This window comes from Pusillimonas caeni, from assembly GCF_003545815.1.
In the GTDB taxonomy this organism is placed as follows: domain Bacteria; phylum Pseudomonadota; class Gammaproteobacteria; order Burkholderiales; family Burkholderiaceae_B; genus Pusillimonas; species Pusillimonas caeni.
Genome location: NZ_PDUW01000003.1, coordinates 1 through 24,552 on the forward strand (window position 1 = coordinate 1; position 24,552 = coordinate 24,552).

At 63.8% G+C, this 24,552-nt stretch carries 20 protein-coding genes and 1 tRNA gene; 12 read left to right on the plus strand and 9 right to left on the minus strand.

Features of this window, described 5'->3' with window-relative positions:
- Positions 1 to 484: 484 nt before the first annotated feature.
- Together mgtE and CSC67_RS07195 are read right to left on the minus strand one after the other, a co-directional pair.
- Positions 485 to 1,963: a magnesium transporter gene (gene mgtE / locus CSC67_RS07190; RefSeq protein ID WP_118993853.1), complete on the minus strand. Its 1,479-nt coding sequence runs from the start codon at positions 1,961 to 1,963 to the stop codon at positions 485 to 487.
- A gap of 148 nt (positions 1,964 to 2,111) precedes the next feature.
- Positions 2,112 to 3,320 carry a M20 aminoacylase family protein gene (locus CSC67_RS07195; RefSeq protein ID WP_118993854.1) on the minus strand — a complete coding sequence of 403 codons (1,209 nt, stop codon included), beginning with the start codon at positions 3,318 to 3,320 and terminating at the stop codon, positions 2,112 to 2,114.
- A 110-nt stretch (positions 3,321 to 3,430) separates the two neighbouring features.
- Between CSC67_RS07195 and CSC67_RS07200 the strand changes: the two genes are divergently transcribed.
- Complete coding sequence (locus tag CSC67_RS07200; RefSeq protein ID WP_118993855.1) at positions 3,431 to 5,125, plus strand: AMP-binding protein; 1,695 nt, start codon at positions 3,431 to 3,433, stop codon at positions 5,123 to 5,125.
- Here CSC67_RS07200 and CSC67_RS07205 read toward each other — a convergent pair.
- Positions 5,100 to 5,948: an inositol monophosphatase family protein gene (locus CSC67_RS07205; protein WP_118993856.1), complete on the minus strand. Its 849-nt coding sequence runs from the start codon at positions 5,946 to 5,948 to the stop codon at positions 5,100 to 5,102. The genes CSC67_RS07200 and CSC67_RS07205 overlap by 26 nt on opposite strands.
- Positions 5,949 to 6,082: 134 nt before the next feature.
- On the opposite strand from CSC67_RS07205, the gene mnmC reads away from it, so the two are divergent.
- The 4 genes from mnmC (at position 6,083) to CSC67_RS07225 (ending at position 11,134) form a co-directional block, all read left to right on the plus strand.
- Entirely contained in the window at positions 6,083 to 7,942 is a 1,860-nt protein-coding gene (mnmC, locus tag CSC67_RS07210; protein ID WP_118993857.1) for a bifunctional tRNA (5-methylaminomethyl-2-thiouridine)(34)-methyltransferase MnmC2/FAD-dependent 5-carboxymethylaminomethyl-2-thiouridine(34) oxidoreductase MnmC1, read from the plus strand.
- A gap of 116 nt (positions 7,943 to 8,058) precedes the next feature.
- Complete coding sequence (locus tag CSC67_RS07215; protein WP_118993858.1) at positions 8,059 to 10,266, plus strand: glycoside hydrolase family 31 protein; 2,208 nt, start codon at positions 8,059 to 8,061, stop codon at positions 10,264 to 10,266.
- 67 nt (positions 10,267 to 10,333) lie between these two features.
- Positions 10,334 to 10,409, plus strand: a tRNA-Lys gene (locus CSC67_RS07220).
- 185 nt (positions 10,410 to 10,594) lie between these two features.
- Positions 10,595 to 11,134, plus strand: a complete 540-nt coding sequence (locus tag CSC67_RS07225) for a lipocalin family protein (RefSeq protein ID WP_167752793.1) — start codon at positions 10,595 to 10,597, stop codon at positions 11,132 to 11,134.
- 43 nt (positions 11,135 to 11,177) lie between these two features.
- Here CSC67_RS07225 and CSC67_RS21205 read toward each other — a convergent pair whose 3' ends face one another.
- Positions 11,178 to 11,459, minus strand: a complete 282-nt coding sequence (locus tag CSC67_RS21205; protein ID WP_135227439.1) for a hypothetical protein — start codon at positions 11,457 to 11,459, stop codon at positions 11,178 to 11,180.
- A gap of 105 nt (positions 11,460 to 11,564) precedes the next feature.
- Complete coding sequence (locus CSC67_RS07230) at positions 11,565 to 12,044, minus strand: hemerythrin domain-containing protein (RefSeq protein WP_118993860.1); 480 nt, start codon at positions 12,042 to 12,044, stop codon at positions 11,565 to 11,567.
- Between the two features lie 207 nt (positions 12,045 to 12,251).
- Between CSC67_RS07230 and CSC67_RS07235 the strand changes: the two genes are divergently transcribed.
- The 4 genes from CSC67_RS07235 to CSC67_RS07250 all read left to right on the plus strand — a co-directional run bounded on the left by CSC67_RS07235 (position 12,252) and on the right by CSC67_RS07250 (position 15,650).
- Positions 12,252 to 12,461 carry a cold-shock protein gene (locus CSC67_RS07235; RefSeq protein WP_118993861.1) on the plus strand — a complete coding sequence of 70 codons (210 nt, stop codon included), beginning with the start codon at positions 12,252 to 12,254 and terminating at the stop codon, positions 12,459 to 12,461.
- A gap of 145 nt (positions 12,462 to 12,606) precedes the next feature.
- Complete coding sequence (locus tag CSC67_RS07240; RefSeq protein ID WP_118993862.1) at positions 12,607 to 12,831, plus strand: hypothetical protein; 225 nt, start codon at positions 12,607 to 12,609, stop codon at positions 12,829 to 12,831.
- A 123-nt stretch (positions 12,832 to 12,954) separates the two neighbouring features.
- Complete coding sequence (locus CSC67_RS07245; RefSeq protein WP_118993863.1) at positions 12,955 to 14,925, plus strand: PhoX family protein; 1,971 nt, start codon at positions 12,955 to 12,957, stop codon at positions 14,923 to 14,925.
- A 197-nt stretch (positions 14,926 to 15,122) separates the two neighbouring features.
- A complete protein-coding gene (locus tag CSC67_RS07250; protein ID WP_245220166.1) occupies positions 15,123 to 15,650 on the plus strand; it encodes a DUF421 domain-containing protein in 528 nt (175 codons plus the stop codon).
- 60 nt (positions 15,651 to 15,710) lie between these two features.
- Here CSC67_RS07250 and CSC67_RS07255 read toward each other — a convergent pair whose 3' ends face one another.
- The 3 genes from CSC67_RS07255 to CSC67_RS07265 all read right to left on the minus strand — a co-directional run bounded on the left by CSC67_RS07255 (position 15,711) and on the right by CSC67_RS07265 (position 18,287).
- Positions 15,711 to 16,415, minus strand: a complete 705-nt coding sequence (locus CSC67_RS07255; RefSeq protein ID WP_118993864.1) for a hypothetical protein — start codon at positions 16,413 to 16,415, stop codon at positions 15,711 to 15,713.
- Between the two features lie 145 nt (positions 16,416 to 16,560).
- Positions 16,561 to 17,247 carry an N-acetylmuramate alpha-1-phosphate uridylyltransferase MurU gene (murU, locus tag CSC67_RS07260; protein WP_118993865.1) on the minus strand — a complete coding sequence of 229 codons (687 nt, stop codon included), beginning with the start codon at positions 17,245 to 17,247 and terminating at the stop codon, positions 16,561 to 16,563.
- Positions 17,247 to 18,287 carry an aminoglycoside phosphotransferase family protein gene (locus CSC67_RS07265; protein ID WP_118993866.1) on the minus strand — a complete coding sequence of 347 codons (1,041 nt, stop codon included), beginning with the start codon at positions 18,285 to 18,287 and terminating at the stop codon, positions 17,247 to 17,249. Before CSC67_RS07265 ends, murU begins: the two co-directional genes overlap by 1 nt.
- Positions 18,288 to 18,441: 154 nt before the next feature.
- On the opposite strand from CSC67_RS07265, the gene CSC67_RS07270 reads away from it, so the two are divergent.
- From CSC67_RS07270 to rsmA, 3 genes are read left to right on the plus strand one after another with little or no spacing between them, the layout of a single operon-like run.
- Positions 18,442 to 20,853, plus strand: coding sequence for an LPS-assembly protein LptD (locus CSC67_RS07270; protein WP_209304300.1), 2,412 nt, complete (start codon positions 18,442 to 18,444; stop codon positions 20,851 to 20,853).
- Complete coding sequence (locus CSC67_RS07275; RefSeq protein ID WP_209304301.1) at positions 20,850 to 22,328, plus strand: peptidylprolyl isomerase; 1,479 nt, start codon at positions 20,850 to 20,852, stop codon at positions 22,326 to 22,328. Before CSC67_RS07270 ends, CSC67_RS07275 begins: the two co-directional genes overlap by 4 nt.
- Positions 22,329 to 22,335: 7 nt before the next feature.
- Positions 22,336 to 23,115 (plus strand): 16S rRNA (adenine(1518)-N(6)/adenine(1519)-N(6))-dimethyltransferase RsmA, encoded by a 780-nt coding sequence (rsmA, locus tag CSC67_RS07280; protein WP_118993868.1) that lies wholly within the window; start codon positions 22,336 to 22,338, stop codon positions 23,113 to 23,115.
- 78 nt (positions 23,116 to 23,193) lie between these two features.
- Here the strand turns inward: rsmA and CSC67_RS07285 are convergent, their stop codons facing one another.
- Positions 23,194 to 24,423 (minus strand): spore maturation protein, encoded by a 1,230-nt coding sequence (locus CSC67_RS07285; protein WP_118993869.1) that lies wholly within the window; start codon positions 24,421 to 24,423, stop codon positions 23,194 to 23,196.
- Positions 24,424 to 24,552 lie beyond the last annotated feature (129 nt).

The window sequence follows — 24,552 nt, forward strand, 5'->3', positions numbered from 1 at the left end:
GCGAGATACGTGAAGACATAAACGGCTCAACGGCCGGGCAGGAAACCTGAGCTTAAGAAAAGCGCATCGACGCTGATTGAGTTCTTAGGCTTGCCCGGCGCGGCTCTCATCATGGAGCGGGGATGGAACCCCAACTGACTCCGGATAGATTCAAGCAAGCCTAATTTACGTCAACACCGTCACGCTTGCAAAATGCGGGCTGACCATAGATTCTTAAGCGGCGCGGGGCGGGGCCGTATTTTGGGCGCCGCTCGCTGCGGCCGGCTTCGCCGGCTGCCCTCGCACCCTATCATTTTTGGGGCGCCCGCAAAACTCGCGCGGCGGACAGTCCCCCGGACTGTCCGCAACCGTCGCGCTCAAACAGTTGCGGGCTTGCCTCCCCAAAAATAACAGGGTACTCGGCTTGCTCGGACGTCGCCCAAAATACGGCCCCGCCCCGCGCCTCACTGTGTCGATGTTTCGAACGATGCAGACATGGCCGCCATCACAGCAAGAACACCGTCGCCAATCCCAGGAAGATGAAGAAGCCCAGCGAATCGGTGAAGAAGGTGAGCAGCACCGATGAGCCCATGGCGGGGTCTTTGCCGACGCGGTCGCGGATGAGGGGGATGAGTACGCCCACCGCGGCGCCGATGAGCATGTTGCCGACCATGGCGGCCATCATCACCATGGCGATGGACCAGGAGCCGGAGATGTACCAGGCGAACACGGCCGCCACGATGCTGCCGCAGACGCCCACCAGCAGGGTGATCATGAGTTCGCGCTTGACGAGCTGCCAGATGTTAGCGCTGTTGACGCGGCCCACGGCCAATGCCCGGATGACGAGGGTCATGGTCTGGTTGCCCGAGTTGCCGCCTATGCCGGCGACGATGGACATCAGGAAGGCCAGGACGACGATGTGGCTGACCGTGCCTTCGAAGCGCGAGGCGACGAAGGCGGCGGTGGAGGCGGTGAACAGGTTGACGAGCAGCCAGGGCGCGCGGTTGCGGAGTGCGTTGAGGGTGGGTGCGAAGATGTCCTCTTCCTGCAGGCCGGCGCGCGACAGGGCCTGTTCTTGCGAGTCTTCCTGGATGACGTCGACGACCTCGGCGATGGTGACCCGGCCGATGAGGCGTCCCTGGTCGTCGGTGACGGGCGCCGAGACGAGGTCGTAGCGCTCGAAGGCGCCGGCGGCGTCGGCGTCGGAGTCCAGGGGGTTGAGGGTGAGGTAGTCGGTGTCCATGACCTGCGAGACTTCCATCTCGGGTTCACTGACCAGCAGCTTGGACAGCGCCAGGGTGCCGCGCAGCCGGTCCTGGCGGTCGACGACGAAGATCTGGTCGGTGTGGTCAGGCAGCTCGTGCAGGCGGCGCAGGTAGCGCAGCACCACCTCGAGCGAGACGTCCTCGCGCACGCGCACCATCTCGAAATCCATGATGGCGCCCACGGTGTCTTCGGGGTAGCCCATGGCTTCGATGAGCTGGGCGCGCTCTTCGTCGGTCAGGCCTTTTTGCACTTCGGCCACGACGTCGGGCGGCAGGTCGGGCACCAGGTCGGCCAGTTCGTCGGTGTCCATGGTGCCGGTGGCGGCGACCAGGTCCTGCAGGTCCATGGACTTGATGAGCGATTCGCGCGCCCAGTCGTCGACTTCGAGCAGGACGTCGGCGTCGTGTTCGGCGTCGACCAGCTGCCAGACCGCCTGGCGCTCATGCTCGGGCAGGGATTCGAGGATGAAGGCGATGTCCGAGGGGTGCAGGTCGTTGACGATGCTGCGGATCTCGCCTTCGTGCTGGCGGTGCAGCATGCCCTCGAGCAGGTTGGATCGTTCGTCGGCTTCGTATTGGCGGCGCGCCAGCGCCTCGACGACCTCTTGCCGCTTCAGAATCGCCTGCAGGCGTTGCAGGGCGAGCTGGGCGTCCTCGGGGTCGAGCCGGCGCGGGATGGTGATGGGACCGTCTTGAGGCCTGACTTGCGGATCCGACATAGGCAACCTTGTTGATGAATCTGGGTCGGGATGGCATCGCTCGCCGGGGGCGGACCCCGGGTGGGGCGATGAGCCTTCGGCGCCGAGGTGGCCCGCTATTGTAACGGAAGCGGGCCGGCCGGCGAGGGGAAGTGAAGGGGAAGAAAGGTCAGTCGACCCCGGGAGGCCGGGCCAGGCGGCGGCGGGCCAGCTCGACCCAGTAGCTGGCCCCGAGGGGGAGGACTTCGTCGTTGAAATCGTAGCTGCTGTTGTGCAGCATGCAGGGACCCAGCCCGTGGCCGCTGCCGCGATGATCGCCGTGTCCGTTGCCTATCCAGACATAGCAGCCGGGTTTCTCCTTGAGCATGAAGGCGAAGTCTTCGGCGCCCATGGACGGCGGCCGCGCGCGCTCGACCTTGTCGGCGCCGACGATGTCCTGCAGCACCTGGGCGCAAAAGGCCGCTTCATCGGCATGGTTGATGGTGGGCGGATAGCGGCGGTGGAAGGCGAAATCGACCGAGCAGTTCATGGCCTGGCAATTGAGCGCGGCGATTTCGCGCATGCGTCTTTCGATGAGGTCGACGGCCCCATCGCTGAAGGTGCGCACCGTGCCGCGCATGACGGCGTCGTCGGGAATGACGTTGTCGGCCGAGCCGCTGTGGATCTGAGTGATGCTGAGCACCGCCGGGTCGAGGGGGTCGACTTCGCGGGTGATGATGGTCTGGAAGGCCTGGGCGAGCTGGACGGCCGCCATGACGGGATCGTGGCCCAGATTGGGCATGGCGGCGTGCGCGCCCTTGCCCCGGATGGTGATTTCGAATGTGTTGCTGGATGCCATGACCGGGCCGTCATGCACGGCGAAGGCGCCGGCGTCGATGCCCGGCCAGTTGTGCATGCCGAATACGGCCTCCATGGGGAACTGCCGGAAGAGGCCGTCATCGATCATTTTTTTTGCGCCGCTGAAGCCTTCTTCGGCAGGCTGGAAAATGACGTAGACCGTGCCGTCGAAGTCGCGGTGCTGCGCCAGATAGCGCGCGGCGGCCAGCAGCATGGCCGTGTGGCCGTCGTGGCCGCAGGCATGCATGACGCCGGCGTGCTTGCTGGCATGGGCGAAGGTGTTGGCCTCTTGCATGGGCAGGGCGTCCATGTCGGCGCGCAGGCCGATGGCGCGCCCGGTTTGCGTCGCCCCATGGATCGCGCCCACGACACCCGTGATGCCCAGGCCTCTGTGCGTGGGTATGCCCCACGACTCGAGAAGGCGGGCGACCAGGTCGGCCGTACGCACCTCTTCGTAGGCGAGCTCGGGGTGGGCGTGGATGTCGCGACGGATGTCGGCCATTTCGGCTTGCCAACCGACGATGGGTTCGACTAATTTCATGAAACCGGATCCTGAAATGCTTGACGATAAACTGTACCTTGATCACAGCGTATCATCAACGTCGGTTCAATAAGACTATCGCCCCGCCGCAAGGGCGAAAGCGAGGAGCAATGCAGAAACCCTGGATCGCGCTTTATCCCGAGGGCGTACCGGCCCAGATCAGCACCGAAGGCTATCGGTCCTTGCCGGACCTGCTCGGGCAGGCCTGCAAGAAGCATGGGCGGCGCCGCGCGGCGGTGTTCATGGGCAGCGACCTGAGCTATGCCGAGCTCGACCGCCATGCCGACGCGGTGGCGGCGTGGGTGCAGGCCCAGGGCCTGCCGGTGGGCAGCCACGTCGCGCTGATGATGCCCAACGTCATGGCCTATCTGCCAATACTGGTGGGGGTATTGCGCGCCGGCATGGTGCTGGTCAACGTCAATCCCATGTACACGGCGCCCGAATTGCGCCATCAGCTCGAAGACGCCGAAGTCGACATGATCTTCATCTTCGAGAGCTTCGCCGCGACGCTGGCCAAGGTCGATCGGCCGGCCCGGCCCGGCAAGGTGGTGCTGGTGTCGGTCGGAGACCTGCTCGGCGTGAAGGGCATGGTATTGAATTTCGCCGCGCGGCATATCAAGCACATGGTTCCCCGGCACGGCCTGGAGGACGCGATTCCGCTTAGGCAGGTGCTCAGGAAGGGAGCGGGGGGCACGTTCCGTGCCCCGGAATTGAGCCTGGACGACGTTGCGCTGCTGCAATATACGGGCGGCACCACGGGCAGGCCCAAGGGAGCCATGCTGACCCACGGCAACCTGGTGGCGAATGTGCTCCAGATGCAGGCGGTGGCGCGTCCGGTGCTGGGCGAGGAGTGCGGAGCCGGCATGGTGATGCTCACCGCCTTGCCGCTGTACCACATCTTTGCCTTTACGGTCTGCGGCCTGTTCGCCATGCATGCCGGCATGTGCAGCGTGCTCATCGCCGATCCGCGCAAGCTCGACACCATACTGGAGGCTTGGCGGCGCGATCCGGTATCGATTTTCCCCGCCGTGAACACGCTGTTCAACGGCCTGCTGAACCGTCCCGAGTTCGAGCAGCTCGATTTCTCGGCGCTGCGCCTGTGCTTCGGCGGCGGGGCGGCGGTGCAGAAGGCCGTGGCCGAAAGATGGCACAGCGTGACCGGCCTGCCGCTGATCGAGGGTTATGGCCTGTCGGAAACTTCGCCGGTGGCCATCGTCAATCCCACCAATGCCACCGAGTATTCGGGCGACATCGGCCTGCCGCTGCCTTCCACCGACGTCGTCATGCTGGACAGCGAGGAGCGCGAAATGCCGTTCGGCGAGGCCGGCGAAGTGTCGATCCGGGGGCCTCAGGTCATGAAAGGCTATTGGAAGATGCCCGACGAAACGCGGGCGTCGTTTTCAGCCCAGGGCTATTTCAAGACCGGCGATATCGGCATCATGAGCCCCGAAGGCCGGGTGCGCATCGTAGACCGCAAGAAAGACATGATTCTGGTGTCCGGCTTCAACGTCTATCCCAACGAGATTGAGCAGGTGGTCATGCAGCACCCCGGGGTGCTGGAGTGCGTGGTGGTCGGCCTGCCCAGCGCCGACAGCGGCGAGATGGTCAAGCTCTTCGTGGTCAAGAAGGATCCGGCCCTGACCGAATCCGAATTGCGCGAATGGTGCGCGCGCCATCTGACCGGCTACAAGCGGCCGCGCGAGATAGAGTTTCGCAGCGAACTGCCCAAGAGCAATACCGGAAAGCTGTTGCGGCGGGTGCTGCGCGACGAAGCCGGTTCTAGCGGGGCTTCAGATGCGGGCTGATCATGGCGTCCAGGGCAGAGGCGATATGCGTATTGCCCGCATACACATAGCCGCCGCGGGGCCAGGGCTCGGCGTGGCGCATGTCGTGGGCGATGCCGCCGGCTTCGCGCACGATCAGGGTGCCGGCCGCCACGTCCCAGGGCGCCAGCCCCATCTCCCAATAGCCGTCGTAGCGTCCGCAGGCGACCCAGGCCAGATCCAGCGCCGCCGAGCCCATGCGGCGCACGCCGCGCGACACCGGCAGGGCCGCATGCAGCATGGGCATGTATTCTTCGGCGAAGGAAAAATCCCTGAAGGGGAAGCCCGTCGCCAGAACCGCTTCGGAAAGGGCCTCGGTCTGGGAGCATGAAAGGCGGTGCTCGTTGAGCCAGGCGCCCACGCCGTGCATGGCGGTGAAGAGTTCTTCGCGATTGGGGTCGTAGACCACGCCGATCACCGGGGTATCGGCCTCGAGCGGCCGGTCGCCGTCGACGTTGGAGCCCGCATGGGCGATGAGTCCGATCGACACCGCATAATGCGGAATGCCGTGCAGGAAGTTGGTGGTGCCGTCCAGAGGGTCGATATACCAGGTGGCGCCGCTGCCGGGCTGGCCGCCGGTTTCTTCGGCTACGATGCCGAATTCGGGTGTGCTTTCGCGCAGTTGCTCGATAATGGCCGCTTCGGCGTCGCGGTCGGCTTGCGAGACCAGGTCGTTGCGGGCCTTTTTGTCGATGACGAGGTCCGAGCGGCGCAGAGAGTGCGCCTGAAGTATGGCGGCTCCGGTACGAGCGGCCGAGATGGCGGCATTGAGATACTCGCTAAGATGAAACTGAGACGAAGGCATACGCAGGCAGGCAAGCAGTCAGTGAAAGACATTAGTGTACGCAACATTGCCGGCAACGTCGCGCGGCGGGCCGCATGCCGCTTCCCGGCGCTTCGCCTCGGTCCGTCCGCAGCGGCCCGCTGCCCGGAGGCCGCATGAGCGGCCGCTACGCTCCCCTTGTGCCGGCGAGCCTAAGCTTCGACGCAACGGGCACGCCTTTCAGCGAACGCCACCAGGACGTCTACCATGCAAGGCAGGGGGCGATGGACCAGGCGCGCCATGTTTTTTTGCGGGGCAATGGCCTGCCGGAACGGTGGCGCGGCAAGGCGTCGTTCACCGTCTGCGAAACAGGCTTCGGGCTGGGCCGCAATTTCCTGGCGCTGTGGCAGGCCTGGCGGGACGATCCGCAGCGTTGCGGCCGCTTGCACATGCTGTCGTTCGAAGCGCATCCGTTTTCGGCGGCCGACCTGGCCATCGCTTCGCGCGGCCTGCCCGCGGGCTTGCACGAGGCGGCCGGCCAGCTCGTCCAGGCCTGGCCGGTCCTGCTGCCCGGCGTGCATCGCCTGGAATTCGAGGGCGGACGCCTTACGCTGACGCTGGTATTCGGACGCATAGAGCACACCGCGCGCGAAGCCCAGGCGGGGGTCGACGCGTTCTTTCTGGACGGCTTTGCCCCGGCCGGGAATCCGGAAATGTGGTCGCCGGCGCTGTTCGGCCAGTTGGTGAGGCTGGCAAGGCCCGGCGCGACCGCGGCCACCTGGTGCGCCAGCGGCGAAGTGCGCCGCGCCTTGCGGGACGCCGGTTTCCTGGTCGGCAAGGCGCCGGGGTTCGGCGGCAAGTGGAATATGATCCGGGCCGTGCTGCGGCCCGGGCTCGGCCGGGGCCTGCTCGCGGCCGGGCCCGGGCCCGTGCTGGTCGTGGGGGCCGGCCCGGCGGGCGCCGGCATGGCCCACGCCCTGGCCGCCAGGGGACGCAAGGTGCTGGTGGCCGATCCGGTGCTGGCCCAGGGCAGGGGAGCCAGCCATCGCGGGCATCTGGCCGCCGCCTTGACGCCGCTGGTGTCGCGCGACGACGACCTGCGCGCGCGCCTGAGCCGTGCCGGGGTATTGCGGGCGCTGCACCGCTGGCAGTCCTTGCCGGAAGCGGCGCGTCCGCGGCGCCTGGGCACCGTCGAGTTGTTGCGGGACGCCGCCCAGGAGGAACAGCGCCGGTTCACGCTCGAAACACTGAGTTTTCCCGAAGAATGGGTCAGGTGGATGGACGCCGGCGAGGTGTCCCGCCGAGCGGGCCTGAGGCTCGAGCGCCCGGGCATATTCTTCGCCGATGGACAGCTCGTGCGTCCCGAGCCGCTGCTCGAGGCCCTGCTCGAACATGCTTGCATCGATTGCCGGGCGACACGCATTCAGCGCTTGCAGCGCGATGGAAGCGGCTGGCTGGCCCGGGGCGAAGACGGCGAAGTATTTTCGGCGGCGACGGTCGTCCTGGCCAACGCCTCCGATGCGGGCGCCTTGCTGTCGACCTGCATGGACCTGAGCCGGCTACCCAAGCTGGAATCCGGCTGGCGCCTGGCCGGCCAGGTCAGCTATTTTCGTTCGGCGGCCGCCGGGCACGATCCGGCGACGGTGCTCAGCGCCGATGGCTATTGGCTGCCGGAAGTGGAAGGGGTGAACGTCGGGGGCAGCACCTACCTGGCCAATGCGCCCGCCAGCGAAGTGACGGATGACGGCCATCATGCCATTGCGGAACAGGTGGCAGGCATGCTGGGTGTCGGCGCCGGCCGGGTAGAGGGATGGCTGGACGAGCGGGCCGGATGGGCCGGCTGGCGGGCTGTGGTGGCCGGCCGTCTGCCAGTGTTCGGGCCGGTTTCCAACATGCCGGGCCTGTGGCTTGCTTGCGCGTATGGCTCGCGAGGCCTGACATGGGCGGCGCTGGCCGGCGACCTGCTGGCCGCCACGCTGGAAGGCGAGCCTTTGCCCCTGGAGCGGTCTTTACAGGCTGCGGTGGCGCCGCGCTGAACGGGCTTGGCGGGGCCTGCGCAGGCCCGCCAAGCAAAGTCATTTTATTTTATAGCGTAAATCCGTCAAAATAATGTCTTTTGAAAGCTTTACAGGCTATTGCCGAGGATTGCGCTGTGCCGCCCAAGTCTGAACTTGCTCACGTGACGCAACTTGACTCTCTGCAGTTCTTGACGGCGAAGTCCACCCATGCGGTGTTCGCCTTCCAGGACTCCGAGTTGCAGCTCGAAATAGAAGCGACCGCTCCCGGCGTATACCGGCTGCGTTGCGCGCCCGCCTCCGTCCTGAACAACGACAAGCCAAGCGCCCGGGCCCGAGCCCATGCGGAAATGCTGCTTGCGCGGCAAGAGCCTGTAAGCGAACTGGCCGTTTCGTCCGTACCCGGCAAACAGGGATGGCGTCTCGAACAGGGCGACCTCACGCTTGAAATCGCTGTTGCGCCGTTGCAGATAGGTCTGTACCGAGGCGACCAGTGCCTGCTGCGCACGGGCGAGCCGGCGCTGCTGCGCGGTGATGCCGAGTCGGCGCCTGCCTGGCGGCTCAGCTTCGAACTCGACGTCGATGATGCCATTTACGGCCTGGGCGAAACCGCCGGCGACCTGGACCGGCGCGGCGAGGGCCTGGTGTCGGACGCGCCGGACGCGCGTGCCTTGCCGCTGGCCTGGAGCCCGCGCGGCTGGGGCGTGTATGTCAACAGTCTCGAGCGGGTCGAGCACGACGTGGCCGCCCATGATCCCGACCTGTACGAGCTGACCTTGCACGCGGCCGTGCTCGATCTTTTCATTTTCGCGGGCGAACCGGGCGAAATCCTCAACCAGTACACCGCGCTGACGGGCCGGGCGGGCCAGCCTTGCCTGTGGCCCATGGGCGTGTGGCTGGATCAGGCCCCGGGGCAGTCCATCGACGAACTGCACGCCGCCGCCCAGGGCATGCGCGCCGGCGAATTCGCCATCGATGCCGTCAGGCTGGCGCAGCCGGCCGCCTACGGGTTCCAGGCCGACAAGCCGGTATTCGAGTGGAACGAGAGCCGGGTGGCTGATCCGCGTGCCATGCTGACCCGGTTCCAGGAATTGAACCTGCAGGTGGCCGCGCCGTCTTTTCCCGGTGTATTGGCCGGCACTCCGCTGTTCGAAGAGTGGGAGGACCGCGGCTGGCTGCTTGCCGACGACTCCGGCGGGGCCTATGTTTTCGCGGGCACCGAAGCCAGCGCAGGCAGGCCTTTCGGCTTGCTGGACCTTACCTACAAAGACGTGTACAAGCTGTGGGCCGAGCGCCAGCGTCAGGTCTTCGATGAAGGCCTGGGGGCGCCCGACTGCAACGCGCAATTCGACATTCCGGACGGCGTGTCCGCCCGGGGCGGCGAAACCGGCGCCCAGCTCAGAACCATTTATCCGCTGCTGGCTCGCCAGGCTTTGTTCGACGCGGTCGCCGGCCACAAGACACCCCAGGAGGGGGTGATCTTCAGCACCGACCTCTTCCCGGCCGTGCAGCGCTACGCCTGGCAGGCGGCGCCCCGCGTGGACAACGACTGGCACGGCCTGGCCCATGCGCTTCGCACCGCGCTGGCGCTGGGCAACAGCGGCGTCACCGCCCAACTGCACAACATAGGCTGCGCTCATACCTCCACCGCCGGCATGAGCGCCGAACTCTACGTGCGCTGGCTGGCCGCCGGCGTGCTTTCAGCCAACTTCAGCTTCCAGGGCCTGCCGCAATTGCTGCCGCAGGGCTTTGACGAGTCCACCCGCGCCCTGGTCAGGCATTGGCTGCAATGGCGCTATCGGCTGATTCCCTATGTGCTGGGCATCATCGAGGATGCCGTGCGCACGGGCCTGCCCGTGCAGCGCTCGATGCCGCTGGCGTTTCCCGGCGACGTGACGGCCCATGTCTGGGACACCCAGTATCTGCTCGGGCCGGCCCTGCTGGTCGCGCCCGTGCTGCAGCCCGGAAACCAGCACAAGGTCTATCTGCCCGCCGGCGAGGCATGGTGGGACCTGAGCACCGGGCAGCGCTACGAAGGAGGCAGCGTGCTTTCCATCGACGTCGAACTCGACGGCTTGCCGATCTTCGGCCGCGAAGGCCACATGCTGTGCCTGGGGCCCGCCGCCCAGCACACCGGCGAGTTCAACTCGGCCCGCATCCTGGACGAAGTCTGGATGTTCGGCATGCCCGAACACAGCCCGGTCGTCATGCGCAACAAGATCCGCGTGATGCAGATGCAGGGCTCCAGCTACATCAAGGGACTCGAAGGCCTGAAGATACTTCCGTCCGAAGGGCTCGAGGTCAAGCGCCGTGGCGCCGAGGTGCGCATCTCGCGTGTCCGCTAAGGCAAACCAGCCCCTTCCTTGACAGGCTTTTAAAAATTGTCAATAATCATGGTCTTTGGTTTTTAGCGGGTTGGTAGCTCAGTTGGTAGAGCACCGGACTTTTAATCCGTTGGTCCCGGGTTCGAGCCCCGGCCAACCCACCAGTATTTCAAGCAAAAACGCCAGCCTTTCGGGCTGGCGTTTTTGCGTTTGTCGCCCTCTGCCGGTCGATGCGAAAAGGATGTCGATTACTATATTCAGGCGGAGCTATAGTTCAAGCAGACCCAACGTTCAAGCAGACCCAACGTTCAGGCAGACCCAACGTTCAGGCAGGCCCAAGGAGAAGGAAATGAAGCGAACTCTTGCTGTCTCGTTTTTCGTCTTGCTCTCGGGGTGTGCCGCTTCGCATCCGGAACTGCCGACGCAGCAAGGTGTCGACCTACAGAGGTACGCAGGCACGTGGTACGAACAGGCCCGCCTGCCCAATCGCTTTCAGGACGATTGCGTGGGCGACATCAGAGCGGACTACGTGCTCCAGGCTGACAAGGCCATCAGCGTCACGAATCAATGCCGGACTGAAGACGGAAGCACAGATGTGGCAGAGGGCGAAGGCAGGCTGTCAAAGTCTGCCTCCCCTCGCGATCCGGCAAAGCTCGAGGTCCGCTTCGCTCCCGAGTGGACGTCTTGGCTGCCCATGGTCTGGGGCGATTACTGGATACTCAGGCTCGATGGCGATTATCAGTACTCGCTCGTGGGAACGCCGGATCGCAAGTACCTATGGGTGCTTTCGCGGGATCAGCGAGCTGACGAGGCCGCAGTAGAGGCGCTGCTGGACTATGCAAATACTCTTGGCTTTCCTGTCGATCAAATTACCCGATCCGGCAAGTGACGTAGATGCGCGCCTTGACGCTGATGGAGCCGGCGCGGAAGTCTTAGGGGCGCGCGGTGGATGCCAACTCCGGTGGGATGGGCTGGCCTTGGCCGGGTTCTTCCGGCTCTGGCGTTTCCCCCGGCACGTCGGTGGGCTCCGGATGAGGCATCGGCTGGCGTGGTTGACCGGGGATTCCCGGGCCGGGCTCGGCTGGCGGTCTACTGGTTTCGGGAATGGACTTGTCTATCGACTTGCCATTCTTGGCTTTGCCATCAGGCACCTTAAGAATATCCCCGTGCGGCGTCAGACTGGGAGAATTCTTGTCGAGCTTGGGTTTCGTCATGGTTCGCTCCTACTGGTGGTTTGGCAGGGTGGCGTGTTCCCGGTCTGGAAGCGTGTCGTCGAAACATACCGCCCTGCTATAAGCCGGCTGGGCGGTCTTGAGAGGTTACGCTGCAACCGGAGAATTGAGCAGTTCTTTCTTGCGCTCGGTCATTGGCGCGAGTATTTCGCGTAGGTCGATTTTTTTTGCGATGGTCTTGGGGAAAAGTTCTTCCTCTTCTTCCTTGACGTGGTGGTCGATGTATTCGCCCAATACCGTCACTTTCGCTTCATAGAGATCGTCCTTCATGGTCATTCCCCGAATTTGGGAAATGAGTTCTTTCGCGCTCGCATGCTCGACCAGCGCTTCGTTGAGCAAGTCTCCGAAGGCCTCCGGGTTCTGCTCTCGGAGGAAGGGATAGAAGATCTCTTCTTCTATCGTCGTATGGACGATAAGCTCCGTACAGACCTCCAACGCGATGTCTTCTTTGGCGGCGTCGCTTTTTTCGGCCTCGAACTCCTTGAACAGCTTTTTGGCTTTCTTGTGATCGTCCAGCAAAAGGCTGAGAACGTCCTTTTGGGCGGCGGGGATCTGTGATTTATTCATGCTGAACTCTCTTGGCAGGTGATTTGGGAAAAGGCCCAATTAACAGGCCGGAGGATTGAGCAATCGTCGTGCCCTCACGCCAGCCTTCAATGAAGAGACCAGCCATTCGTTTTTGGCGTGTTAGTTTGTAACAGTCCTATCTTTATGGCGGGAAGCCGTCCATAGTGGCCGTGGGGATATTTTTCCCTAGTACATTTAGGATCTACATTGAAAACAGAAATCGGTATTGTGAAGTGGTTCAACAACGACAAGGGCTTCGGCTTTATCATGCCCGAGTCCGGTGGCAAGGACCTCTTTGCTCACTACAGTGAAATTCAGGGCACTGGACATAAATCCCTGGAAGAAAACCAACGCGTCTCTTTCGTTGCGGGCATGGGGCAGAAAGGCCCTTGCGCCACACAGATTCAAGTGCTCTGATTTTCCTGCCTGCGTAACCGCAGGCAGGCAGCAGCCTGAAAGGCCGGTCCCTTGAAACATCGGGCCGGCCTTTTCATTGGGCCGGCACCAAGAATGTGTACGTCTTCTCATACAATGGCCAAAGCATCTCTGTAGGGTAGGAACAATGTCCATTCAAACCTTGAGCCGATGTGGCTTCGTTCTGTTTTTTGTCTCGCTCGTTTCCGGCTGTTCGCTGATCGGTTCCGACGCTTCCGATCGGGGCGGCGAGTGCCGCTGGAACCGCAGCAGCTGCATGTACGAGGGCAGGTACGAACCGGGAGAGCGCGACTATGCGGAAGAAGAGGCGGCGCGTTTGAACCGGGCCTCGTCCGTGAGGCTGCGCCGCTGAACCCCGGGCGCTGAATTCGGATCTCGCCCCGGGCGCGGCCCTGGAAACTCGTCTGGCTTAATACGTCTGCAACAAGCGCGTTGGATACTGCGTGCTCCCTGTTGCCATTCTATTGAGCCTCACATGAAAAACATTCGTGTTCTTGATTCCGAAGATCTGCCCACCAATACTTCATCCAACGAGCATTTTCAGGCAGTCGTCGAACGCGCGCGCAGCCGTCGCGGCTTTTTGAAGTCTGGCCTGGGTCTGTCGGCCGCGGTGTTCCTGGCCGGCCCCTTGGCCGCCTGTGGCGGGAGCAGCGGGAGCAGCGGCGATGGCGGTTCAGAAACCCCGCCGGAAACTTCGCTGCTGGGCTTCAAGGCCATTCCGGTTTCCACCGAAGACACGATTGTGGTGGCCGAGGGCTATACCGCCACCCCGTTCGCTCCCTGGGGCACTCCCTTGTTCGCCGGCGATCCGGACTGGAAGGCCGACGGCAGCGACGACGCGGCGGCCCAGGCGCGCCAGGTCGGCGACAACCACGATGGCATTCACTTCTTCCCCATCAGCGGCAGCAGCAGCGAAGGCCTGCTGGTGATGAACCATGAGTACACGACTGCGGGCGGGAGCGGCTATCAGTGGCTGTTCGGCGTGGACGGCACCGAGCCCTGGACGGCCGACAAGGCCCATAAGGCCATCAACGCCCACGGCGTGTCGGTGATCCACATCGTTCGCAATGGCGAGGGCAAGTGGGAGATCAAGCTCGACTCCCACTACAACCGCCGCATCACCGCCTCGACGGAAATGGAGCTGACCGGCCCTGCCGCCGGCCACGATCTGCTCAAGACCACGGACGACCCCACGGGAACCAAGGTGCTGGGCACCTTCAACAATTGCGGCAACGGCTGGACGCCCTGGAACACCTATCTGACCTGTGAAGAAAACTTCAACAACTACTTCGGCACCACCTCGGGCAACGACCAGCGCGACGAGGTGCAAAAACGCTATGGCCTTTCGGCCCAGGGAACGGGCTACCGCTGGGAAGAGTTCGTGGATCGCTTCGACTACGTGAAAGAGCCCAACGAAGCCAACCGCTTCGGCTGGATCGTGGAAATCGACCCCTTCGTCCCCAATTCGGTACCCAAGAAGCGCACGGCGCTGGGTCGCATCAAGCACGAGAACGCCGCCTACCGCCTGACCGGCGACAATCGCATCGTGGTCTACATGGGCGACGACCAGGCGGGCGACTACATCTACAAATTCGTTTCCGACGGCACCTTCAAGGAAGGCGGCGACAATTCGGCCTTGCTCGACTCGGGCAGACTGTATGTCGCGCAATTCGAGGACGGCGCGGCCAGCGGCGACTTCATGGGCACCGGTAAATGGGTGCTGCTGGACAAGAATGAAAACGCCGCGCTGCTGGCGGACAACACCAATTTCCCGACTCAGGCCGACATCCTGATCAAGACGCGCATGGCGGCCGACCTGGTGGGCGCCACCAAGATGGACCGTCCGGAGTGGGTCAGCGTGCATCCGACCAGCGGCGAGGTCTATGTGACTTTGACCAACAACAGCGGCCGGGCCGAGGACGAGACCGACGATGCCAATCCGCGCGCGGCCAACCGCTATGGCCAGATCATCCGCTGGCGCGAAGCCGGTGATGACGCGGCAGCGACGACTTTCGAGTGGGATCTCTTCGTGCTCGCGGGCAACCCCGTCAAGTACACGGACCGCGCCGACCTCAAGTCGGGTTCCGAAAACATCACCGTCGACAATACCTTCAACAGCCCCGACGGGCTGGCGTTCGACCAGGAAGGCAGGCTGTGGATCCAGACCGACGGCAACTACAGCAACGAGGGCGAATACGAGGGTCAGGGCAACAACCAGATGCTGTGCGCCGACCCGGCCAGCAAGGAAATACGCCGCTTCTTCGTGGGGCCCAGGGAATGCGAAGTGACGGGCATCGCCTTCACGCCCGACAGCAAGACCCTCTTCATCAATATCCAGCATCCCGGCGAAGACGGCGACAGCCATTGGCCGGATGGCGGCGCGTCGCTGCCGCGCTCGGCCACCATCGTCATCACGAAGGATGACGGCGGCGTAATCGGGAGCTGATTTCGTCGTCCTCGGATCGCGGCCGGAGTGCGGCAGCGGTCCGAGGGTCGCTTCATGGCTATCGGGGCCGGGTCGTGCGTGCGATCCGGCCCTTTCACCTTTCCGCCCCGAGGTAAAGAACTTGCTGATGGCGATGCTCGCCGCCGGGTACGCTGTTTGCTCACCGCCAGCCATGTGTGTTGTGGTGGAGGTCTGACGTGCCGGACTTTGGAGACATCTTCGCGTTGCAGGAAGGAGTGCTCGCGATGATAGTGCGGGGCACCGCCGTTTATTGGACGGTGCTGATTCTTCTCCGCATAGCGGGGCGGCGGGAAATCGGCGCGCTGGGTACGGCCGACCTGCTGGTGCTGGTATTGGTGGCCGATGCGGTGGGCAATGCGCTTTCCGCGGACTCCCCGTCGGTGGGCGACGGTGTCATCGTGGTCACTACCATAGTCGTTTGGAGCGTGTTGCTGGACCGCGCAGCGTACTATTCGCCTCTTGTGCACCGCCTGCTCGAGCCTAACCGCGTCTGCCTGATACGGGACGGCAGAATCATCCACGCGGGCCTGCGCAGCGAGCATATCGGCCGCGGCGAACTCATGGAGCAGCTTCGGCTCAAGGGCATCGAATCGGTCGCCGACGTCAAGCGCGCCTACCTGGAGCCTAACGGCGAGTTCAGCGTCATAAAGACCGGCGAGGACGTGCCGAAGGAGTCTTCGACCCTGGCCGAACCCGAGTCATGAGCGCCATGGCGGAAGGCCGGGAATGGGGGTACGGGCCAGGCACCCCCTGCGCCTTTCGGGTTAGCGGACGCGAATGGTGCGAGTGGCGACGAGACGCGTGGCTTCGCCCTGAGTGATGCGAATGGTCACCAGCCGGCCGGTCATGCCGTCCGGCAGGGGCGCGCTGCCCTTGACGTACTTGTAATGATCGACGTTGAATTCCACCGGATCCAGAGTGATGGTATTGCTGCGGCCGTTGGGATAGCGGCCTTCGACGACGAAAGTGATGCGGCCTTCGAAGGTGGCCGCCGAGGGATCGTCCTGCATCACCAGTACCTGGTAATTGAGCGTTCCCGATTGGCTGGTCAATTCAGCCGCCCGGATCCCGGGCGAAGTGCCGCGGGGATCTGGGGGAATGTCCTTGACCAGCATCTGGATGTCTTCTTGCAGAGAGTTCACCCGGGTCTGCAGCTGCTCGAGACGGCCGTCCTGGCCCGAGAGCGTGCTTCGCGCCTCTTCGAGGTCGCGGGTCTGCTGAGCCAGTTGGGACTGCAGCCGCTGTTTGTCGATGTTGGCGCTGTTCAGGTCCTGGTGCAGGCGTTCGGACTCTTCAGCGGTAAGGCGTGGCGGGCCGTAGCTTTTCTGCAGAAACAGCAGGCCGCCGGCGCCCAGCACGATGCCGGTCAAGATCAGCACCAGCCAGCGCGGGATGCCGCGACGGCGCCGCGTGCTGCCATAGGCCGTAGGTTGGAAAACGACACGCTTGTTCGAAGAGAATAGGGCCATATTGAGGATTCCGTGATGCAGGCCGTTGAAACCGCAGCGAATAAATGATTCGAAAAATCATAAAGCATAACGCGGAATGTAGCGCGTTGCCGCCGGTTCGAAGAGCCTGGTTGCGCTTTGGAATAAGTCGTAACGCAAGCTCGGGCTATGAAGACAATAGCGTATCCAGCTCGGCAAGACGCTGAGGAGTACCCACGTCCACCCACCGGCCATTGTAATGTTCGCCGCCGATCCGTCCTTGCCGGATGGCCTGATGCAAAAGAGGGGCCAGGCGCGCTGGCTGGCGGGCATCGACCCCCTCGAAAAATTGCGGGCGGTATATGCCGATACCGGTAAAGGTCAGCGTATCGCCTGTGCGCGGCTCGGCCAGCAGCCCGTTTGCCTCGAGCGAGAAGTCTCCGCCGGGATGATGGGGGGGATTGTCGGTAAGCAGCAGCCACGCGTGCAGCGTTCCGGCGTGCAGCGTGGCGGCAACGTCATTGGCCCGAGCGGGGTCCCAGTCGCACCAGACGTCGCCGTTCATGACGAGAAAGGGCTCGCTCCCAAGCAGCGGCAGGGCCCGGGCGATGCCGCCGGCCGTTTCGAGCGCCGCTTCTTCGGGCGAGTAGGCTATCTTCACGCCGTAGCGTCTGCCGTCGCCCAATGTGTTCTCGATCTGCCGGCCCAGCCAGGCGTGATTGATTACGAGCTGGGTGATGCCCGCCCGGGCCAGGCGATGTATATGCCATTCGATCAAAGGCTTGCCGCCCGCCTTGAGCAGGGGCTTGGGCTGGGTGTCGGTGAGCGGCCGCATGCGTTCCCCGCGGCCTGCGGCAAGAATCATGGCCCGCATCAGAATGTGTATCCGTACGAGACCGGCCGGTTCTCGAGGCGGTCGAGCAGCCGCAGCAAGGGGGCGAACACGCCGTAGCGTCCCGCCACTTGCCTGACGTAGCCCTGCATCCGCGGAATGTGGTCGAGGTAATGATTTTTCCCGTCGCGGTAGGACAGCCGGGCGAACACGCCCAGTATGCGCAGATTGCGCTGCAGGCTCATCCATTCGTAGGCGCGATGGAAGTCGGCGAAATCGGCGGGCACGGGAAGGCCCGCCTCGCGGGCCGCTTGCCAATACCGGATGGCCCAGTCCAGTTGCTGGGGTTCTTCCCAGGTGGTGCGCGCATCCATCACCAGGGAGGCGAGGTCGTAGGTGATGGGGCCGGCCAACGCATCCTGGTAGTCGATGACCCCCGGGTTGGGACCCTGACCGGGCCCGTCGCTCACCATGAGATTGGGCGAGTGAAAATCGCGGTGCACCAGCACGATCGGTTGAGTGGAGGCGTCTTTGGCCAGCGCCGAGAATACTTGCTGCAACATGGCCTGCTCGGCGTCGCTGAGCCGGGCCTGGCAGTGTCTTTCCACATACCATTGGGGAAACAGCTGCAGTTCCGCCAGCAGGCGCGCCTCGTCGTAACGTGGCAGCCCGGCGGTATCCGCATGTTGTATCTGCACGAGCGCCGCGATGGCGTCGCGATACAGCTTTTGCAGCGGGGCGTCGGGCAGGCCGGCGACGATGGCCTGATAATAGGTTTGCCCGCCCAGGTCGGAGATGAGCAGAAAGCCCTGGTCGAGGTCTTGCGCATGGATACGCGGGACATTGACGCCCACCTGCCGCAGCTTTTCGCCTACCGAGAGAAAGGGTTGGCAGTCTTCGAGGCGGGGGGGCGCATCCATGGCGATGACGCTGCCGTCCCGGCCTTCGAGCCGGAAATAGCGGCGAAAGCTCGCATCGCTGGAAGCCGGGCGCAGCGTTTCGAGATCGAGGCCCTGTTCGTCGGCGAAAGAAGCAAGCCAGTGTTTCAGTGCGTCAAGGCGAGTGTCGTCGCTGGGGTTCAAGTTGATGCCCTCGGTCGGAGGATGGATAAAAGATCAATTATGCCGCCAATTTCGGGCGGGGGCCGTGCGGCTTCTCTATAATACTTGGCTGCCGGTCATTTCCACGTCGGCAGTTATGCCAAAATATGGTCTGTTTTCAGGGGACAAAGTACTCGTGCGTGTGGTCTGGTGGGCAATCCTTCTCGTGTTCGGCCTTGCGTCGACGGCTCAGGCCCAAACGGCCCCCGCCGCGTCGGCCGAGACGGGTGCGCTGATCGTCTCCCCCAAGCTCCGGCTGCATACCCAGTTGGGCGAGGACGAGATGACGTCCATCCTGGTGGCCGACAAGATGGAGACCGACGAGGACGGCAAGGTGATCCTCACCGGCAACGCCGAGGTGCGGCGCATCGATTCCGTCGTCAAGGGAGACCACATCGACTATCAGCGCGAGACGGGGCAGGTCAATGTGCGGGGCAACGGCCTCATCATGCGCGAAGGCAATATCGTGCGCGGCCCCGAACTCAGCTACAACGTCGATGCCGAAACCGGCGAGGTCAACGATCCCAATTTCTGGCTGGGCGCCGATGGCGGCTCGGGCACGGCCGAAAAAGCCGACATATTCAGCCGCAGTCAGATGCGGCTGAATTCGGCCCGCTATGCGGGCTGCCCCTGCGAGAACCCGCCCTGGTACATCACCTCACCCCGGGTCGATTTCGACTTCGACGAAAACGAGGGTGTGGCGCGCAACGCCGTCTTGTATTTCAAGGGCGTGCCCATATTGGCTTCGCCCTATCTGTCGTTTCCGCTGCGCAAAGAGCGCAAGTCGGGCTTCCTGTTGCCCACCTACGGTGGTTCGAGCAACAGCGGCCTGGAATTCACGCTGCCGTATTACTTCAACCTGGCGCCCAACTATGACCTGACGCTGACGCCGCGCTACATGGCCAAGCGGGGCCTGCAGCTGGGCGCCGAGTTTCGCTATCTGGGGCGTGGCTACAACGGCCAGTTGACGGGCACCTACCTGAACCGCGACAAGCTTACCGAGGATCAGCGCTGGATGTACTGGTGGCAGCATCGCCACAGTCTCGGGGGCGGGTTCAGCGCGTATTTCGATGTGCGCCGTGTGTCGGACGATGATTATTTCCGGGATTTCACAACTTTTGGGTTGAACGAAGCGACTATTGACGCGCTTCCAAGCATCGCGCGACTGAATTGGAGCGGCTCACCTTACTGGCAAGCCTATCTCCAGACGTATACGTATCAGACTTTGCAGGATCGCACGTCGACCTATCGCCGGCCACAGTTCGACAAGCTTCCCGAGTTTTATGTGCGCGGCGCGCGCTACAACTGGGGGGGCTTTGATGTAGCGACTGACAACTATGCGACCAAGTTCTCGATGCCCAAATTCAGGTCGCGCGTCGTGGATATGTTTCCCAGCCAGAACCTCGACAGCCGGCCCACCTTTCCTTATCAGGCGTACGATGGTACGCGCCTGAGTTCCTACAACGCGATTTCCTATCCAATTGTGCGTCCGGGCTGGTATGTGACGCCCAAGGCGGCATTGCATCTGAGCCAGTACACCACTCACTGGAACGGCTTCACCTTGGCGCGCGACCCGATCACCGGCATCGTGCCGGGCACGCCTCGTACTCAGTCTCGCGCCGTGCCCCTGTTGTCGCTCGACTCGGGCATGACCTTCGAGCGCGAGACCACCCTTTTTGGCAACGATTCTATCCAGACACTGGAGCCGCGCGTTTATTACCTATACGTACCGTATCGCGACCAATCGACGTTGCCGGTGTTCGACACCAGTCTTGCCACCTTCAATTTCTCGCAGGCTTTCGACGAGAATCTGTTCAGCGGCGGCTGGGACCGCATCGCCAACGCCAATCAGGTTACCGTGGGTTTGACCACGCGTTGGCTGGACGAAGATACCGGCTTCGAGCGCCTGTCGCTTTCGGCGGCGCAGCGCATCTACTTTGAAGACCAGAAGGTCACCCTGCCGGGAGCCCGACCGCGTACCAACACCAAGTCGGACTACCTGGTGGGCGCAACCGCTGCGCTGACCGATAAGCTCGACGTGCGCTTCGATGCCCAGTTCAACCCCGAGAACCGCGACCGCAACCGCATGTCGGCGGGTTTCAGGTGGCAGCCTCAGCGGCTGGCCATGCTCGCCACCTCCTATCGCTATGAACGAGATCCGAGCCAGATCAGCAATCCATCCATCGTCGACGAGTCCTGGTACGTGGACAGGAGCAGGGAACAAGTCTCCGTATACGGCCAGTGGCCCTTGCACAACAAGTTGTATGCGCTGGGTCGAGTGGACTATTCTTTACAAGAGAAACGATCCACACAGTCGATATTCGGCCTGGAATACAAAGGAGACTGCTGCTGGGCCGCGCGCGTCGTCTATCAACGCTATGCGGTGTCCGAGCAGGATGCCAATACGGCGGTGTTCTTCCAGCTCGAGCTTAGCGGGCTGGGTTCGCTGGGCACCGATCCGATGGGGATGCTGTCACGCACCATCAATGGTTACCAGACGGTCACTCCTCCCATACCTGAAAAAACCACCTTCGAGAGGTACGAATAATGCGTAGTCCGACCATGACGCGCCGGCTCGCGTCTTTGCTGCTCGTGCTGCTGGGCGCCACCGCGTCCGCCGCCGCCCAGCAGACGGCCGCGGGACAGGCTCAGCCGTCCGCCGCGAACGCCCCCGCGCACCAGGCCGTCGACGGCATCGCCGCCGTGGTCAACAAGCAGGTCATCACGCTGCGTCAGGTGGACATCGAAGCCCAGAAGGCGCAGGCCCAGCTCAAGCAGCAGAACATCGCCGTGCCGGACCAGCAGATTCTGCGCCGCCAGGTGCTTCAACGCATGATCACCGACGCGCTGCTGAGCCAGGAGGCCGAACGGCTCAACATCCAGGTGACCGAAGCCGGCGCCCAGCAGGCCGCCGAGGTCATCGCCCAACGCAACCGCATGACGGTGGCGCAGTTGCGCGCTGAAATCGAGCGTTCCGGCGTATCGTGGGCCGACTACCTGAAGGACCTGCGCCACGAAGTCATGGTCGATCAATTGCGCCAGCGCACCGTCGACCGAAACATCCATATTTCCGACGCCGACGTCGACGCCTTCCTGAAAACCCAGAAGCGCTCGGGCCTCAGTTCGTTGGGACAGCAGCGCGGACAGGCTCAGCCGCCCCAGCAGGCCCAGCCCAGCGTGCTGGGGCTGGCGCAGATCCTGGTCGCCGTGCCCGAGGGGGCGCCGGCCGCCGAAGTGCAGCGCTTGCGCGGCAAGGCCGAAGAGCTGCTCGCCCGCCTGCGCGGCGGCGCCGACTTCGCAAGCCTGGCCGCTTCGTCGTCGGATGCTCCCGAAGCCTTGCAAGGCGGCGACCTCGGCGTCCGGCCGCCGGAAGGATGGCCGGACCTCTTCCTGCAGGCCGCGCAGAATGTCCAGACGGGCGGGGTCAGCGACATCATCCAGAGCGGCAATGGCTTCCATATCCTGAAAGTGGTGACGCGCGGCCAAGAGCCGCAGCAGGCGCAGGCGCCGGCGTCCGTGGCGGAGCCGCAGCGGTCCCCCGCGCCCGAGGGGCCGATGATGGTCACGCAGACGCATGCGCGCCACATTCTCATCAAGATCACCCCGGCCATGACCGAAGAGCGCGCTCTCGAGCGCCTGCGGCAACTGAGCCACCGCCTCTCCATGGGCGAAAACTTCGAGGAGCTGGCCAGGCTTTATTCCGAGGACGCTTCGGCGCCCCAGGGAGGCGACCTGGGCTGGCTCACGCCCGGCGAGACCGTGCCCGCCTTCGAACAGGCCATGAACGCCTTGCAGCCGGGCCAGGTCAGCGAACCGGTCCTTACGCAGTTCGGCTGGCATCTCATCCGGGTCGAAGAGCGGCGCGAAAAGGACATGGAAGACGAATACCGCCGCATGCAGGCGCGTCAGGCCCTGTTCCAGCGCCGGGTCGAACCGGCCTTCGAAGACTGGCTCAGCCAGCTGCGTGGCCAGGCCTACATCGACAACCGCCTGGATCCTCAATCCAGCCGGCGCCCGCGCTGATTCGGGCATGGCCCAGCATCAGGCGCGCAAGCGTTTCGGCCAGCATTTTCTGGTCGACGAGGGCGTGATCGACGCCATCGTGCGGGCGATCGCGCCTGCCGCATCGGACCGCGTGGTCGAGATCGGGCCGGGCCTGTCGGCCCTGACCGGCCCCTTGCTGCAGGCCTTGGAGCACCTCACGGTCGTCGAGATCGACCGGGACCTGGCGGCGCGCCTGTTGCGCCAGCATTCCCCCGAACGCCTGACGGTGGTGCAGGCCGACGCGCTGCAGGTCGATTTTGCCCGGCTCGGCAGCGGCCTGCGCATCGTGGGCAATCTGCCCTACAACATTTCCAGTCCCTTGCTGTTTCATCTCATGGACAGCGCCGAACATGTGCTCGACCAGCACTTCATGCTTCAGCGCGAAGTGATCGACCGCATGGTGGCCGAACCCGCCACTTCCGACTACGGACGGCTGTCGGTCATGCTGCAGTCGCGCTACGACATGGTCAAGCTGTTCGACGTGCCCCCCGAGGCCTTCGATCCGCCTCCGCGCGTCGTGTCGGCGGTGGTCAGGATGAAGCCGCTTCCGGCGGAGCGTCCGCGGGCGAAGAACGAGGCTTGTTTCGCCCAGGTCGTGACCAGGTCGTTCGCCCAGCGGCGCAAGATGCTGCGCAGGGGGCTGGGCGACTGGGCCAAACTCATCGACTGGGACGCCGTGGGCGTGTCCGAGACCGCGCGCGCCGAGGAGTTGTCGGTGGGCCAGTTCATCGCTCTGGCCGATCACCTTCATGATGCGGGCGTTTAGCGTTCGTCGACTCCGGAAAGCCGCCGCACGGGACGGCAAAGTCCAGGCAGGCAGGTGGGCGTGGCTCGGAAAGCCGGCTCAGCCAAAGAACCAGTAGCACACGCCGATCGAGGCCAGTACGCCCACCAGGTCCGCCAGCAGGGCGCATCCGACGGCGTGGCGGGCGCGCTGTATGCCGACTGCGCCGAAGTAGACCGCGAGCACGTAGAAGGTGGTTTCAGTGCTGCCCTGCACGGTGGCCGCAAGCAGCGCGGGGAAACTGTCCACCCCGAAGTGCTGCATGGTCTCGATGAGCATGGCCCGGGCGGCGCTGCCCGAAAAGGGTTTGGTCAGCGCAGTGGGCATGGCGTCCACGAAGCGCGTATCCCAGCCCGCGCCGGACACCGCCCAGCGCAACGCGTCGAGCGCGGCGTCCAAGGCGCCGGAGGCGCGCAGCACGCCGATGGCGCACAGCATGGCCACCAGATAAGGCAGAAGGTTCTTGGAGATGTCGAAGCCTTCTTTGGCGCCCTCTATGAAGGCCTCGTAGACGGGCACTTTCTTCAGATAGCCGGCGATGAGAAAGACGGCAATGATGCCGAACAGCGTCAGGTTGCCCATCAAGGACGACAAGGCGCCGATGGCGGTGGCCGAAAGCGTGGCCAGCACTGCCATGAATGTGCCCAGAAGCACGACCGCACCGCCCAGCCAGGCCAGCACGACCGGGTCGTAGAGCCTGAGCCTTTGCATGAAGGCCACGGACAATAAGCCGGCCAGTGTGGAAGCCGAGGTGGCCAGCAGTATGGGCAGGAACACCATGGCAGGGTCGGGCGCACCTTGCTGCGCGCGGTACATGAAGATGGTGACGGGCAGCAGGGTCAGCGAGGACGAATTCAGCACCAGGAACAGGATCTGCGCATTGCTGGCGGTGCGCGGCTCGGTGTTGAGCGTCTGCAGGGAATGCATGGCGCGCAGGCCGATGGGCGTGGCGGCGTTGTCCAGCCCCAGGCCGTTGGCGGCGAAGTTGAGGGTGATCAGGCCGATCGCTTCATGGCCCCGGGGTACGCCGGGCATCAGCCGGGCGAACAGCGGAGACAGGACTCTGGACAGCAGCTGGATGAGGCCCGCCCCTTCGGCGATGCGAAGAAAGCCCAGCCACAGCGTCAGCGTGCCGAACAGCAATATCATCAGCTGGACCGACAGTTCGGCCATGTCGAACAGGCTCAGCACGATACGGGAAAAAACCTCGGGATCGTGGAGGAATATCCATTGGTACAGGCCGGCCAGCAAGGCCACGATGAAGAATGCGAACCAAAGGGTGTTGAGCATGGGCGAGGCCTGCGCTTCAGCGCGTGGTCAAATACCAGGATTGTCGCAGAGTCTCTCGCGCCGGGCACGGTTTACTTCCCGGCGCCGTTCGGTTTCGCGGCCGCCGGGTTGCCGTCCCGCAACGCTGTC

Coding starts and splice junctions, on each gene's coding strand:
- murU (WP_118993865.1), bottom strand. CDS start 17,247: ATGCGGGCCATGATTCTTGCCGCAGGCCGCGGGGAACGCATGCGGCCG.
- CSC67_RS07240 (WP_118993862.1), top strand. CDS start 12,607: ATGTCCATTCAAACCTTGAGCCGATGTGGCTTCGTTCTGTTTTTTGTC.
- CSC67_RS07225 (WP_167752793.1), top strand. CDS start 10,595: ATGAAGCGAACTCTTGCTGTCTCGTTTTTCGTCTTGCTCTCGGGGTGT.
- CSC67_RS21205 (WP_135227439.1), bottom strand. CDS start 11,459: ATGACGAAACCCAAGCTCGACAAGAATTCTCCCAGTCTGACGCCGCAC.
- CSC67_RS07205 (WP_118993856.1), bottom strand. CDS start 5,948: ATGCCTTCGTCTCAGTTTCATCTTAGCGAGTATCTCAATGCCGCCATC.
- CSC67_RS07230 (WP_118993860.1), bottom strand. CDS start 12,044: ATGAATAAATCACAGATCCCCGCCGCCCAAAAGGACGTTCTCAGCCTT.
- mnmC (WP_118993857.1), top strand. CDS start 6,083: ATGAGCGGCCGCTACGCTCCCCTTGTGCCGGCGAGCCTAAGCTTCGAC.
- CSC67_RS07195 (WP_118993854.1), bottom strand. CDS start 3,320: ATGAAATTAGTCGAACCCATCGTCGGTTGGCAAGCCGAAATGGCCGAC.
- CSC67_RS07255 (WP_118993864.1), bottom strand. CDS start 16,415: ATGGCCCTATTCTCTTCGAACAAGCGTGTCGTTTTCCAACCTACGGCC.
- rsmA (WP_118993868.1), top strand. CDS start 22,336: ATGGCCCAGCATCAGGCGCGCAAGCGTTTCGGCCAGCATTTTCTGGTC.
- CSC67_RS07285 (WP_118993869.1), bottom strand. CDS start 24,423: ATGCTCAACACCCTTTGGTTCGCATTCTTCATCGTGGCCTTGCTGGCC.
- mgtE (WP_118993853.1), bottom strand. CDS start 1,963: ATGTCGGATCCGCAAGTCAGGCCTCAAGACGGTCCCATCACCATCCCG.
- CSC67_RS07200 (WP_118993855.1), top strand. CDS start 3,431: ATGCAGAAACCCTGGATCGCGCTTTATCCCGAGGGCGTACCGGCCCAG.
- CSC67_RS07245 (WP_118993863.1), top strand. CDS start 12,955: ATGAAAAACATTCGTGTTCTTGATTCCGAAGATCTGCCCACCAATACT.